The sequence below is a fragment of the Acinetobacter sp. RRD8 genome, assembly GCF_031844225.1.
GTDB lineage: Bacteria > Pseudomonadota > Gammaproteobacteria > Pseudomonadales > Moraxellaceae > Acinetobacter.
In genome coordinates this window covers 1-14236 of sequence record NZ_JAUZUU010000009.1, presented here as the reverse complement: position 1 = coordinate 14236, position 14236 = coordinate 1, and the positions used below count along the sequence as shown (strand labels likewise).

Here is a 14236-nt window from a genome sequence, read left to right as displayed (position 1 = left end):
TAAAACTAAGGTTTCTCAAGCTATAAATCAAGGATTTTTAACTCCAGAATTCAAAAAAGTTATTTTTTACTAAAAATAGAGTAAAAACTCTTGTTTAGATGGTTATTTTGTGATTAATTGATTTCGCAATACGGAATTAAATATTTTAAATGCAATCTGATTATCCATTTAAATGAATAATCACCATAAGGCAGAACTTAAAATTAATTTACGAAATCAAATTTTCCAGCAATGAGATGATTTTGATTTAGCGTAATAAAGTGAAAAATCGAATGTAGCCTGATAATAAATACAGCGGCTGTAGCGTTCAGGAGCAAGTCTGTTAAATCAGGAAAACTATGTTTCCGTGAGGAAGAAAAATGGATTTAGCGGTAGCAGAGGAAATGCTACTTTTAATATATAGAGGATATAAGAATGACAAGCGATACCATCGTAACAGGAGACAATAAAACCGATGTCTCCTCCACGGATACCATCAAACAGGCGCCAAAACGTCTATGGATGACGGCTTTTGTCTTTGCTTTTCTGATTTTGCTCTGTGACGGTGCAGATATCGGGATTCTGGCTTTCAGCCTGACCAGTCTGAAAGCTGAATGGGGCCTGACTTCTGTACAGGCGGGTGCTTTAGGAAGTTATTCTCTTTTGGGTATGGGGATCGGAGGTTTTATTGGTGGATGGGCATGCGACAAATTTGGACGTGTCCGCGTCATTGTACTGGCCACCATCGCCTTCTCGATCTTGTCAGCCTACTCAGGTTTTGCTCAGTCTTATACTGAATTTGCAATTTTACGTACTCTTTCTTGCTTGGGTTTAGGCTGTTTATATATTGCCTGTAATACCCTGATGTCAGAATACGTACCGACCAAATACCGTACTACTGTACTGGCAACATTGATGACTGGTTTCACTTTAGGTTCATTGGTGATTACCATGATTTCAGGCTGGATTATTCCTGAGTTCGGCTGGCGTATGCTGTACTGGATCACAATTGCTCCATTAGCTTTGGGTATCCTGATGCACTTTATGGTGCCAGAGCCAGAATCATGGAAACGTGTCCGTGAAATGAAAAGAACTGGTCAGATTGTGGATAACGATACCAAAAAAGGTAATCCATACATCACCATTCTTAAAGATAAAACCCATGGCAAGATGTTTATCTTGTGGTCTTTCAGCTCCGGTTTCCTGTTATTTGGTTACTTCGGTGTAAGTAACTGGTTGCCAAGTTATCTTGAAGCTGAATTAGGCATTAAGTTTAAAGAAATGGCACTGTATATGGTGGGTACATTCATCACCATGATTTTTGCCAAAATCATTGCAGGTTATGTTGCTGATAAAATTGGTCGCCGTATTGTGTTTGCTTTCGGCACCATGGGAACAGCGCTATTTATCCCTGTCGTGGTGTATATGCATAATGCCGATAACATTGGCGTACTGATGCTAATCTTCGGCTTCCTGTACGGTATTCCATATGCCATCAATGCAACCTATCTAACCGAAAGTTTCCCGACTGGTGTTCGTGGTACAGCGGTGGGCGGTGCATTCAATATTGGTCGTATCGGTGCAATCTTCGCGCCAATTACGATTGGTTATCTTGCGATGCATGGTTCGATCGGTACAGGTCTGTTGGTAATGGGTGCAGCATATTTCCTATGCGGTTTGATTCCTGCCCTGTTTATTAAAGACCGTTTATACGATCCGCAAAAAGCAGAATAAACCCTACTTCGGAAGGCAGGTCAAATCGCTGCCTTCCTCACTTCAAATATTTACAACACGTCAGTATAGAAAGGTCTCCTTTCATTCAGGATTAAAAATTTCTTTAGGGATTAAGAAATGAAAAAATTAGTTTTAGCGACATTATGTGGTATTGCTTCAGCACAGGCATTTTCAGCAGAAGCTTCTGAAGACCGTATGCAATTTCTTGAGTCACAGTTAAAGCAAATCCAGGCAGAACTAGAACAACAAAAAGCCGCGCAACTTGCATTAAAGAACCAGCAGGAACAAGCCAAAGCGCAAGACTCTAAAACGCTGAGTTCAATGGTAGATAATGTCGATGTTTATGGCTTGATCCGCTTTGATGGTGCAGTCGATTTCAAAAGTACTACTGAAGCCCGTGGCCGTACCATTAACCAGATTAATAAAGTACCTTTTACTGAACCGGATTCTGTACGTTCCGATTTTACTGCGGCTGCCAGCCGGATTGGTTTCCTGGCCAAAGATCTAGGAGGCAATCCGAATGTTTCTGCTCGTTTAGAAGCCGACTTCTGGACCAACAATGGTAAAGGCGATGGTGGATTACGTATCCGTCATGCACACTTAAAATACTATAACTTGACGTTTGGTCAGGCCTGGTCATTGATGTCAACACCAGAGATTAGCACTGAAGCTGTCGATTACAGCTTGTTCCTGGGTGGATCAGTCCTACGTACGCCTCAGGTGAGCTATGCTTTCAAACTTGATCCAGAAAATACCTGGAATGTCGGTCTGGAATATATGGCCGGTGGCGATCGTTCTTCTGCTTTGCCTGCATTAACCACTAAATATGTTCATCAATCAGGCCCTCTTCATTTATTAGCTCAAGGCTTTGTCAATCAAAAGCAGGCGCAAACAGATACAGGTGATATTGAAAAAGTCGGTTGGGGTGTAGGTCTTGGTGGACGTTACCGTTTTGATGATCAAAACTCGATCCAGGGGAACTATTTCCATATGGTCGGAGATCAGCGTATTGCCGCTTTCTTGACTCAAGGATCAACAACTGATGGCGCTGCCTGGGGTGGAGATTATTCGGTTGATACAGCCAATAATGAACTTTTACTGAATGAGTTTAACAGTTTAAATATCGGATTTACGCATAAATTTACGCCGAAACTACGTAGTAGTATTAATGCCAGCGTTGTTGATTTTGATGATTCCAGCGACTATGCACGCGCGAATCCTGAAACCAATAAACGTTTAACGGACTATGTGGCCAACGTGATCTACTCTCCTGTTCCAAAGATTAATCTCGGTGCAGAATATCATCATGGTAAGCGTGAAACCTTTGACAACAAGGAAGCAGATATTTCACGTATCAACCTCTCTGCCAACTATAGTTTTTAAAGCCTCAGGAGACAAGGATGTCAGCCCAAGGGCAAATTTCACGCCGTTTCATGTTCATGATGGCAATGACCTGCGCACTCTGCGCAGGTTGTAACTATTTTAACCAGCCCTTGATTTATTCTATTGCAGAGGATCTGCAGATCAGTGTGGCTCAGTCTGGCTGGACTGTAGTACTGACCCAGATTGGCTATGCCACCGGATTATTTTTGTTTGTCCCTTTGGGTGACTTGTTCGAAAAACGGTTGTATATCTGCAGTTTGATGTTCTGTACCGGATTGGCACTTATTGGGCTTTCAGCCAGTACCAATCTGCATATGTTGTATGGCTTTACCCTGCTCGCCTCTTTTTGTTCGATCACCACCCAGATTCTGATTCCTTTTGCCGCCAGCCTGTCGCAGCGTGATAAAAGTGCCGAAGTCGTTGGCCTGCTCATGAGTGGTGTTCTGGTTGGTATTCTGTTTGCCCGTACCGTGGCCGGACTGATTTCTACTTTATGGTCCTGGCATGCGGTGTACTTGTTTAGTGGTTGTGCAATTCTTCTGCTGAGTCTGGCCATGTGGTTCCAGTTACCAAGCGCTAAGAGCCAGTTGCAGATGAATATATTGCAAATTTATCGCTCACTATTTACCTTTGCACGCACAGAACCCATGCTGATCCGGCGTAGTATGATCGGAGGTTTGGGTTTTGGCATGCTGAGTATTATCTTTACTACCATGACTTTTATTCTGGCTGAAGCACCTTATCATTTTAATGATTTCCAGATTGGCCTCATGGGCATTGTGGGGGTGGTCGGCATCTGGTCCTCTCAGTGGACCGGTAAAATGATTGGCAGGCATCGGGAAAAATGGATTGCGCATCTGGCTACGTGCGGACTGATTCTGGCCTGGATTCCTTTATTCTTTGCCCAGAATTATTTATGGATTTATATCTTGGGCTTAATTCTGGCTTATTTTGGAATTTCCTGTTTGCATGTCTTGAACCAGAATCTGGTCTATCGAATTTCAATGCAGGCTCGCTCGCGGATTAATGCCATCTATATGACCTGTTATTTTTCAGGTGCCGGTCTGGGTGCATTTTTATCGCTGCATTTATGGAAAAGCTATGGCTGGTCTGCCTGCGTCATTTTAGGTTTTATTTTTGCCGTGTTGATCTTTTTGATTAACTATTATGATTTAAACCAAGAAAGAAATTTAGCCAATATTCAGCCTGAGCCTTAGATACTGTTAAAAACCTTTGGGGTTAAAAGCTTATTTTTTTATCCCGCTTTCTGTACCGAGCATAAATTATAGAGATGATACGCTGATAAAATAGAAAAATTCTTTAAGCCTGTTTAACGTTTCCTTTCTATCTGAAGAGCGGTTGAAAATATTGATATCTTAACTTTTAGAGTTAATTCAATTTACTATTTTCCATTGCGAGATAAACAGGCTTCAATTCAGTTAAAGGTGCAGGTTTTGCATAAAAGAAGCCTTGTAGCAGATCACAACCCTGTTGATAGAGTAAACTGGCTTGACTTACGGTTTCGACCCCTTCCGCGACAACTTCCAGATCCAGCTGATGGGCTAGATGAATAATCGATTGCACAATTGCAGCATCCTGACCATCGAGGGTCAGCTCTTCAATAAAACTACGGTCTAACTTGATTTGATTAATCGGCAAGCGACGCAGATAACTGAGACTCGAATAACCTGTGCCAAAGTCATCAATGGCGACCTGTACACCTAAAGCACGCACTGCTTTCAAAATTTCTATGGTTCGATCTGCACCATTAATGATGACACCTTCCGTGATTTCAATTTTAAGTAATTCCGGCGGTAATTGACTGAGTTCAAGTGCATGTTCAAGCACCTGCAAAAAGCCTGCTCTACGGAATTGCAAAGGAGAAATATTCACCGATACCGTGATCTGGCTATTGTGTATCTTGTTCCACTCGGCAATATCTAAACAGGCCTTTTCCAATACCCATTGACCTACGCTAATAATTTGCCCGGTTCTTTCTGCCAGCGGAATAAAAATCGCTGGGGAAATATAACCCTGCTGTGGATGGCACCAACGGATTAAAGCTTCTACGCCTGTCACCAGTCCAGTTTCAGGATGAATCAGCGGCTGATAGAACAGGTCAAAATTTTCCTGATTGATCGCTTCCATGAGTTCCAGACGCAGATTGGTATAGTCTATTTCTGCGACAGGCTGCATTCTGGTTTTTTCATACCACTGCCACATATTACGACCTTGTCTTTTGGCTTCCTGCATCGCCAAAACAGACTGATAAATCAATTCAGAAGAATGATGAATTGAACTGTCATCTGCCACGATACCAATACTGGCACTTAAATGTATTTTGTACTGATCGACAATAAACAGCATGGAAAGAAGATCAAGAATTTCTCCGGCGATCGCCTCGACTTCAGTGTGCTCATCTGTCCCTGAGAGCAGTAAAATAAATTCATCTTCAGCAAAGCGGCATAGCACATTATTGCCTTGAACAAATTTTTGCAGCCGCTCGCCCACACTTTTGAGAATCTGGTCACCCACCAGATGACCTAAGCTGTCGTTGATATTTTTAAAGTCGTCCAGATCTATATACAGCAAGACTAAAGGTTGTGAGCTCTCGTGCTGTACTTCAAAAATATCTTCCAGAATCTGTTTGAATGCATGCTGGTTCGGTAAACCGGTTAAATGATCATGAGTATGCTGATGCTGAATATATTCTTCGTGAATACGTTGCTGGGTAATATCTTCCTGAATCCCCAAAAAATGGGTGCAGGTTCCTGTCTGGTCAAAAATAGGACCTATGGTTAAACGATTCCAGAACCAGCTGCCATCTTTACAGTAACTTTTTATAGTCACCTGAATTTCTTTTTGTTCTTTGACCGCTTGCTTGAGTAATGCAATCTGATCCGGATCAGTATCTGGACCCTGTAAGAAAAAACAGCTTTGTCCTAATACTTCTGCTGCTGTATAACCGGTGAGCTTTAGAAAAGCTGGATTCACATACACCATTAGTCTTTCTTCAGAAACATCGGTAATAAAAAGACTATTCGGACTGGCCTCTACTCCACGTTTTAATAAGCGTAGAGACTCCTTGTTTTCACGCGATACAGTGATATCTCGTGCAATACCAATAATACCGGTGACTTTCTGATTTTGAATAATCGGTAAATTGGTCAGATCCAGCCATAAGATATCGCCTGCAACATTATAAATTGGAAGTTCATAATGTTGAGATTTACCTTGCGCTGCTTCTGAAAATGAAACATTCGCAAGTTCATGGAATTCGGGCGGTATGAAGGCACAATAGTGCTGACCATGAATTTGCGCTTTAGAAAAACCTGTAATTTCTTCGCAAGCAATATTGGTATTAAGCACATGTCCCTGCAGGTCAAGTTCAAAAATAATATCTGGATGATAGGTATAAAATGAGCTGTATTTTTCATTAAGCTCATGTCTTTTTTGACGTTCCTGATCAAGCTCAATTGCGAGAGCAACTAATTTTGCCGCTTGCTGTAAAAGCTGAATATGATGTTCAGTCGGTATTTTCGGTGTTCGATAATAAGTGGCAAACGTTCCGTACAAAATATCTGAAGCATTAATAATCGGCATAGACCAGCAGCTAGACAATTTTTCTGCATTTACCAAAGCACGGTAAGACTGCCAGTTTGGGTCTTTCATTAAATTCGGACTAATGACCAACTGACGTAAGAAAGCAGCTACGCCACACGATCCTTGATTTGGCCCAATTTTCAAATCTTGAATAGCATTACAGTACTCTTTTGAAAAGTGCTGTTTGCCACTTATAACATTTAAAGTTTGGGTGTCATCCTGATAGAGCATAATGGTGACAAGCGCATCTGGAATGCGCGATTCAAGCCACTGGCTAATGACATCGAGGATAGGCTTAAGTTCAGTATGGCGACCAATCAGATTAAAAATATGAAAAATTTCTTGATCATCACAATTATTATTCATTCAGACTATCACCTTCCTTAGCTTGTTAACATTTTAGACTTATTATTAAAATAATCATTAGCAAAAGTTTGTATTTATATCTTTAAAATACGGAAATACGGAAATACGGAAATACGGAAATACGGAAATACGGAAATACGGAAATACGGAAATACGGAAATACGGTCAATATTACGTGTATTTGATAATAATTCTAAAATTTAAAAATCACAGCCGAAGCTGTGATCTAAAACTATACTTTTACTTAATCAGAATATTGCGGACTTATTTTTAGGCTGCTTGTTGACGACTGTCCACTAATTTACAGCCTGTCTGCTGTTGTAATTCTTCAAAGCTTAAGCCATCCACTATTTCAATAACCTGAGCTTGTCGGTCTTTTAATTCAATCACACACAAATCAGTATAAATACGGTTGACACAATGTTTACCTGTTAGAGGATAAGTCAGTTCTTCAACAATTTTTGCCTCACCGTTTTTGGTCACATGTTCCATGCAAACATAGACACAGCGAGCACCCACTGCCAGATCCATCGCACCGCCTACAGCAGGTACAGCATCAGCATTACCGGTATGCCAGTTCGCCAGATCACCATTAATAGCGACCTGAAAAGCCCCCATGATACAGATATCCAGATGCCCGCCTCGCATGATATCGAAAGAGTCGGCAGAATTCATAAAACTGCCACCTTGCAACATGCTTACGAGTTCTTTGCCGGCGTTAATCAGATCATCATCTGCCTGTTCAGGATCACTCAATGCAGCAAAACCTAAAACGCCATTTTCCGAGTGTAGAATTACTCCTTGTTCAGGTTTTAAATAACCTGCTACGCGTGTCGGTAAACCAATACCCAAATTTACAAAAGAGCCGGTTGGAATGTCTTGTGCAACTTTAGCTACAATCTGTTCACGACTACGTTTTTGAATATTCATTATTTAATATCTCCAACCTTGACCACATGCTGTACAAAAATTCCTGGCGTTACAATGATCTCTGGATCAAGTTCTCCCAGTTCCACAACTTGATGGACTTGTGCAATGGTGGTTTTTGCTGCTTTGGCCATGATCGGACCAAAATTCCTTGCTGCCTTACGGTAGGTCAAGTTGCCCCACTGATCTGCCTGATTGGCATAAACCAAGGCATAATCAGCATGTATCGGATATTCCAGCACATAATCTTTTCCATTGATATTACGGGTTTCTTTACCCTCAGCTATTTTGGTACCAAAACCGGTTGGAGTAAAAACAGCTCCTAAGCCTGCACCGGCTGCCTGAATACGGCAGGCCAGATTGCCTTGTGGCACCAGTTCCAGCTCAACTTTTCCGGCTTTATACAGATCTTCAAAGACGGTTGAGTTATTGGCTCGTGGAAATGAACAGATCATTTTTTTAACCAGTCCAGACAACAGCAGATTGGTTAGACCACGATCTCCAGAAGCTGCATTGTTGTTAATAATGGTTAAGTCTCTAGGACCAAAGTCAATTAATGCTTCGATTAATTCTACCGGCTGACCTGCCAGGCCAAAACCACTGGTCATAATGTGTGCACCATCAGGAATTTGCTTAAGTACCGTCTCGATATCCTGCGTGATTTTATTCATCATATTGCTTCCTAGCATGTTCTATCTATATTACGAGTGCAGATTAATCTGCCTTTTGTGGATCAAATAAGCGGTCTTTAATAAAGAAAGCGGGTATCAGGCCGCAAAGAAAATAGGCAATGCCCATAATCAGTAAGCCGGTACCAATTGAGCCTCCTTGAGCAAAATAGCCAATGGTAAGAGGTGCAAACACCGCACCCAGTCGGCCTACGTTATATGCCCCACCCACTGCTGTTCCACGCACTTTGGTGGAGAAGCTTTCTGTCATGTAAGTCGCATTAATACCGTATGGAATACCATAGAGAAAACCGAAAAATAACATCAGCCAGAGGATATTATCCGGCGTATTACCAAAGACAATCACAGGGATAAAAATTGCAGTACCCATAGTGCCGAAAGCAAATACCGCACGACGGCCAATCCGGTCAGCGATAAAACCAGCAATAACTTTGGTACACATCATGATCAGGAAAGTCCCGATCATATACATGGTCATTTCTTTAAACTTGATTCCCAGATCAGTCTCTAAATACGCCGGTAGCCAGTTGCTGACTCCATAATAGCCAAACTGTAAAAATGCGGTACTGAAGGACCAGAGGATAAACATGCGACGGCTAAGTGCATCTTCAAAAATCATTTTAAAAGTATTTTTTGGTTTTTCCTGCAGAATACCACTGGCTTTTGCATCCAGGCGTGCTTTACGCGCATCTAACCAGGCTTTCGGCTCAGGCACCAAGAAGTACATCGCGAAGGCCAGTACAATTGGAATAATGGCAATATAATAGAGGTATCGCCAGCCAAATTCAGGCAATAGCCATCCAGCCAGAACAGTTGCGACCACCGAGCCTAAAGTCCAGCCAGTCATAAGCGTTGCCAATACTGTAGAGCGATATTTGGTGGGTACATACTCTGCCATGAGTGTGTTACAGGCAATATATAGAGCACCTAGTCCAATCGCAGACGTAAAGCGCAGCCATTTGAACTGATCATAACTTTCTACGAATCCTAACCAGAAGGTTAATGAAGAAAATAATGCAATGGCAATGACGATCACACGAACCCGGCCAAAACGGTCACAAGCCCAGCCACCAAAAAAACCGCCGATAGCCATGCCTGCAAGCGTCCAGCTCCCTAAGGCACCGGCCTGCATATTACTTAATGAAAACTCTTGTTTCAGACTGGTCAGACTGTAGGCTAATAACGCAATATCAGCACCATCAACCAATAATGCTAAAAATGAGAAAATAAAGGCCAGAATCCAGACTCTTTGCTTGGGTTCGTTTCCACCTTCCACTGGGTGTTGTTGTGAACTGATCGTATCCATAATGCTCTTTCTACTTTTCGGCACTCCTGTGCCTTTTTAAAACGCATATTTCACTTAATTATTTAGGTGAAATATAGAATATTCGCTGATCATTACCACGCTTTAGCAAGGTGGTATAAAATGATTTTCAAAGTTCTTGATAAATTTTCTCTGCAGAAATCACGTAGCAATACATTGAATGATGTGATTAAGCACAATTCTTAAACCCGTAAAACAATCTAGCCAGCAATGCTGGCTAGAAGTTGATGTCAGGTTTAGTTGCAAAAGGCTGCAATTCCGGTTTGTGCACGACCTAAAATCAGGGCATGTACATCATGGGTACCTTCATAGGTATTTACCACTTCCAGATTAACCAGATGACGGGCTACACCGAATTCATCGCTAATGCCATTTCCACCCATCATGTCACGGGCCAAACGGGCAATATCCAGTGCCTTGCCGCAGTTGTTGCGCTTGATCAGTGATGTACCTTCAACTGAAGCAATGCCTTCATCCTTCATGCGGCCAAAACGTAAAGCCACCTGCAAACCGAGTGCAATTTCAGTTTGCATATCTGCCAGTTTCTTCTGGATCAGCTGATTCGCAGCGAGTGGTCGACCAAACTGTTTACGGTCCATGGTGTATTGATGTGCGGTATGCCAGCAGAACTCTGCAGCTCCCATGGCACCCCAGGCAATCCCGTAACGTGCACTATTCAAGCAGGTAAAAGGCCCTTTTAAACCGCGAACTTCCGGAAATGCATTTTCTTCTGGAACAAAGACGTTATCCATTACAATTTCACCGGTGATTGAGGCACGTAGACCCACCTTGCCGTGAATCGTTGGAGCAGAAAGCCCTTCCCAGCCTTTTTCTAAAATAAAGCCACGAATGTCACCGATATTACCTTCGGCAGAAACTTCTTTGGCCCAAACTACAAATACATCGGCAATCGGACTATTGGTAATCCACATTTTTGCGCCAGTTAAACGGTAACCACCCTCGACTTTTTTAGCACGGCTAATCATGCTGCCCGGATCCGAACCATGATCCGGCTCGGTCAAGCCGAAGCAACCAATATATTCACCGGCTGCTAATTTTGGTAAATACTTCTGCTTTTGCTCTTCAGAACCAAATTCATTAATGGGTACCATCACCAGAGAGCTTTGTACGCTGGCCATTGAACGGTAACCTGAATCGACACGTTCAACTTCACGAGCAATCAGACCATAACTGACATAATTTAAACCTGCACCGCCGTACTGTTCCGGAATGGTTGGACCGAGTAAACCCAGTTCTCCCATTTCACGGAAAATAGCCGGATCGGTTTTTTCATGACGGAACTGTTCCAGTACACGCGGCATCAGTTTGTCTTGACAGTACGCTGCCGCTGCATCGCGAATCATGCGCTCTTCTGATGTCAGTTGCTGTTCTATTAAAAACGGGTCTTGCCAATCAAATCTAATTTTTGTCGTCATTTTAATATTTCCTTATTTTAAAATTATGAGATTAGGCGGTTGCTTGTTTAATCATTTCACGCGCAATAATAATTTGCTGGATTTGTGTGGTTCCTTCATATAAACGGAACAGACGCACATCACGGTAGAAACGTTCAATTGAATATTCACTGATATAACCCGCTCCACCATGAATCTGCAAACAGCGATCAGCAACTCGACCACACATTTCAGTTGCAAACATTTTGGCACAAGAGGCTTCAGTCGTAACATTTTGGCCAGCATCACGTAGACGCGCAGCATCCAGCACCATACATTTGGCTGCATAAATCTCGGCTTTGGAGTCTGCCAACATACCTTGGATTAGCTGGAAATTCGCAATGGGCTGGCCAAACTGTTTGCGTTCCACTGCATAGTTAAGTGCATCTTCCAGCATACGCTCTGCCATGCCGACGCTATAACCGGCAATGTGCAGACGGCCCTTATCTAGAACGCGCATTGCTGTTTTGAAGCCAATCCCTTCTACACCGCCAATCAGCTGATCTTTATGCACTTTACAGTTATCAAAAATTACATCACAGGTATAGGAACCATGTTGGCCCATTTTCTTGTCAATTTTACCTAGGCTTAAACCAAGTGTGCCTGCTTCGACTAGAAATGCTGAAATACCGCTCGCACCTTTAATCTCTTGATTGGTACGTGCCATCACGGTAAATGTCGTGGCACGTGGTGCATTGGTGATGAAGCGTTTAGTTCCGTTTAAAATATAATAATCGCCGTCTTTGACTGCACTGGTTTTTAAAGCAGCAGCGTCTGAGCCGGAATCCGGTTCGGTCAAACAGAATGAACCAATAATTTCGCCCGTTGCATAACGCGGTAAATATTTCTGTTTTTGCTCTTCTGTACCGTCGATAATGATGCCGCTTGAGCCAATGCCGTTGTTAGTACCAATTAAAGAGCGAAAGGCAGCCGATGTATGGCCCAATTCCATCGCGACCAGAATTTCTTCTTCCATGGTAATGCCTAAACCACCATATTCTTCAGGAATCGTCAGGCCAAACAAGCCCAGCTCTTTCATCTGTTCCACAATATGTTCAGGAATGGCATTGTTCTCTTCTACTTCATGCTCAAGAGGCACCAGTTCATTTTTTACAAAATCGCGAATCGTTGACAGAAGTTGGTCGAGCATTTCCGGATCACGAATCATATGAATCTCCATGGATATAATTTAGGTAAATTCCTTTACCCTTATTTTTGTTTCGTATTACGAAATAAATAATCATATAAAATCATTTTGAGCAAGTGAAATTATTAAAAATTTTATATTTTAACTAAAAAATGAAATTTTTCTGGTATTCCAGTTGATTTGCGTTTAATATTTAATTTCACGATACGAAATATTTTGATGAGTGATTATTCTATTTATCAGTTTTTTTGAATAGATAATTAAACCTTTTTTCTTGCTGTAATATTTATCGATCACTGACTCTTTCGGAGAAATCGAAACTTTTTAAATATATTGGCTACGTGTTAAACCTAAAAAACTAGATGATTTTATATTGTCTTCAAAGTTGGGTAACAGGATTCTTTTCGACCACAAATAATTTCGGCACTTTTTCCTATATTTTATCTTTTGTAGAAGTGTTTTATTTTGTATCGTGAAATTATGTTGCTATCATATTCATTAATTTAACTTTAATTGCCCTGACCATGACAAAAAATAAAACTGGTGAAATTCCCAACTTTGATGAAATCCGTTTAGATCCGATTTCACATATTCATAGAGAAAATAATCCTCAATTTATTGCGTCTATTGCGCGTGGATTGGAAATCTTACGTTGCTTTTCAGCGACCAATCAATTGCTTGGCAATCAGGAAATTGCACAATTAACCAACTTACCCAAGCCAACTGTGGCCCGTATTACCAGCACCCTGGTTTCTTTAGGTTATTTAAAACAACTACCGAATACCACAAAATATCTGTTGGATGTTGGCGTATTGGCTTTGGGTTATGCAGCTTTGAGTAATATTTCTGCGCGGACTCAGGCTTATCCGTTTATGGAAGAAATGTCCCGTTATTCCCAAGCCCCTGTGGCAATGGCTACCCGTGACCGTTTGAGCATGATTTATCTGGAAGTGGTACATACAGAATCGACGCTAACCATGCGCCGCCCTGTCGGTTCGACTTTACCGATTCATAGCAGTGCCATGGGACGGGCCTGTCTGGCAGCGATGGATGTGAAGGAACGCGAATATTTATTTGATGCCATCAAGAAAAGAAACGAAGATCAGTGGCCAACCATCAAGCGTAATCTGGAACGTGCAATCCGTGATTATCAGGATTATGGCTACTGTCTGTCTTTAGGTGACTGGGCTAAGGATGTGAATTCCGTGGCAGTTCCGTTGGTTCACCCCAAACATGGGATATTAACGTTTAACTGTGGTGCCCCAAGTTATCTGTTAAATCAGGAAAAACTGGAAAATGAAATTGGACCGCGTCTGATTCACATGGTGAATAATATTGCAATGAATCTCAATAACATATAAAAAATTAATTATCAGAGCGACATTAAGTCGCTCTTTTATTGAATACCCAATCTACACATCTTCTTCCTTTATCCAGAATTCTCAGCAAACCTTTTTAATGCTGCGAAATAGATAAGATTTAAAAAAGATAAATTCCTATTCCAAATAAAAAGATCAAAAATAAGCTTCATAACCGATTTAGATAATGCTATAAATATCGTATAGCGAAATTGGATTTTATATTATGGAAGATATAACAAGAGAATCGATGGAGTTTGACGTCGTCATCA

Annotated in this window: 10 protein-coding genes; 4 read left to right on the top strand and 6 right to left on the bottom strand. The window is 41.6% G+C overall.

The window, feature by feature from the left end:
- Positions 1–414: 414 nt before the first annotated feature.
- From Q9R24_RS09970 to Q9R24_RS09960, 3 genes are all read left to right on the top strand, one after another.
- The gene (locus Q9R24_RS09970; protein ID WP_005096906.1) at positions 415–1713 is read left to right on the top strand and encodes an MFS transporter; all 1299 of its coding nucleotides are present in this window, start codon (positions 415–417) and stop codon (positions 1711–1713) included.
- A 117-nt stretch (positions 1714–1830) separates the two neighbouring features.
- A complete protein-coding gene (locus Q9R24_RS09965; RefSeq protein WP_311204370.1) occupies positions 1831–3096 on the top strand; it encodes a DcaP family trimeric outer membrane transporter in 1266 nt (421 codons plus the stop codon).
- Between the two features lie 17 nt (positions 3097–3113).
- Positions 3114–4313, top strand: a complete 1200-nt coding sequence (locus Q9R24_RS09960) for an MFS transporter (RefSeq protein ID WP_004646967.1) — start codon at positions 3114–3116, stop codon at positions 4311–4313.
- Positions 4314–4485: 172 nt separating this feature from the next.
- Here the strand turns inward: Q9R24_RS09960 and Q9R24_RS09955 are convergent, their stop codons facing one another.
- The 6 genes from Q9R24_RS09955 to Q9R24_RS09930 form a co-directional block, all read right to left on the bottom strand.
- Complete coding sequence (locus tag Q9R24_RS09955; RefSeq protein ID WP_311204371.1) at positions 4486–7065, bottom strand: EAL domain-containing protein; 2580 nt, start codon at positions 7063–7065, stop codon at positions 4486–4488.
- Positions 7066–7335: 270 nt separating this feature from the next.
- The gene (locus tag Q9R24_RS09950; protein WP_086044822.1) at positions 7336–7995 is read right to left on the bottom strand and encodes a 3-oxoacid CoA-transferase subunit B; all 660 of its coding nucleotides are present in this window, start codon (positions 7993–7995) and stop codon (positions 7336–7338) included.
- A complete protein-coding gene (locus Q9R24_RS09945) occupies positions 7995–8666 on the bottom strand; it encodes a 3-oxoacid CoA-transferase subunit A (protein WP_004730985.1) in 672 nt (223 codons plus the stop codon). Before Q9R24_RS09945 ends, Q9R24_RS09950 begins: the two co-directional genes overlap by 1 nt.
- A 40-nt stretch (positions 8667–8706) precedes the next feature.
- A complete protein-coding gene (locus tag Q9R24_RS09940) occupies positions 8707–9987 on the bottom strand; it encodes an MFS transporter (RefSeq protein ID WP_004646972.1) in 1281 nt (426 codons plus the stop codon).
- 254 nt (positions 9988–10241) lie between these two features.
- Positions 10242–11441, bottom strand: a complete 1200-nt coding sequence (locus Q9R24_RS09935; RefSeq protein WP_311204372.1) for an acyl-CoA dehydrogenase — start codon at positions 11439–11441, stop codon at positions 10242–10244.
- 31 nt (positions 11442–11472) lie between these two features.
- On the bottom strand, positions 11473–12627 hold the full coding sequence (locus tag Q9R24_RS09930; protein WP_004730987.1) for an acyl-CoA dehydrogenase family protein: 1155 nt from the start codon (positions 12625–12627) through the stop codon (positions 11473–11475).
- Positions 12628–13130: 503 nt separating this feature from the next.
- Between Q9R24_RS09930 and Q9R24_RS09925 the strand changes: the two genes are divergently transcribed.
- Positions 13131–13967, top strand: coding sequence for an IclR family transcriptional regulator (locus Q9R24_RS09925; RefSeq protein ID WP_004280319.1), 837 nt, complete (start codon positions 13131–13133; stop codon positions 13965–13967).
- Positions 13968–14236: the final 269 nt, after the last annotated feature.

Excerpts from the sequence above, each read along its gene's own strand:
- Q9R24_RS09970 (WP_005096906.1), top strand. The coding sequence starts at position 415 with ATGACAAGCGATACCATCGTAACAGGAGACAATAAAACCGATGTCTCC.
- Q9R24_RS09965 (WP_311204370.1), top strand. The coding sequence starts at position 1,831 with ATGAAAAAATTAGTTTTAGCGACATTATGTGGTATTGCTTCAGCACAG.
- Q9R24_RS09960 (WP_004646967.1), top strand. The coding sequence starts at position 3,114 with ATGTCAGCCCAAGGGCAAATTTCACGCCGTTTCATGTTCATGATGGCA.
- Q9R24_RS09955 (WP_311204371.1), bottom strand. The coding sequence starts at position 7,065 with ATGAATAATAATTGTGATGATCAAGAAATTTTTCATATTTTTAATCTG.
- Q9R24_RS09950 (WP_086044822.1), bottom strand. The coding sequence starts at position 7,995 with ATGAATATTCAAAAACGTAGTCGTGAACAGATTGTAGCTAAAGTTGCA.
- Q9R24_RS09945 (WP_004730985.1), bottom strand. The coding sequence starts at position 8,666 with ATGATGAATAAAATCACGCAGGATATCGAGACGGTACTTAAGCAAATT.
- Q9R24_RS09940 (WP_004646972.1), bottom strand. The coding sequence starts at position 9,987 with ATGGATACGATCAGTTCACAACAACACCCAGTGGAAGGTGGAAACGAA.
- Q9R24_RS09935 (WP_311204372.1), bottom strand. The coding sequence starts at position 11,441 with ATGACGACAAAAATTAGATTTGATTGGCAAGACCCGTTTTTAATAGAA.
- Q9R24_RS09930 (WP_004730987.1), bottom strand. The coding sequence starts at position 12,627 with ATGATTCGTGATCCGGAAATGCTCGACCAACTTCTGTCAACGATTCGC.
- Q9R24_RS09925 (WP_004280319.1), top strand. The coding sequence starts at position 13,131 with ATGACAAAAAATAAAACTGGTGAAATTCCCAACTTTGATGAAATCCGT.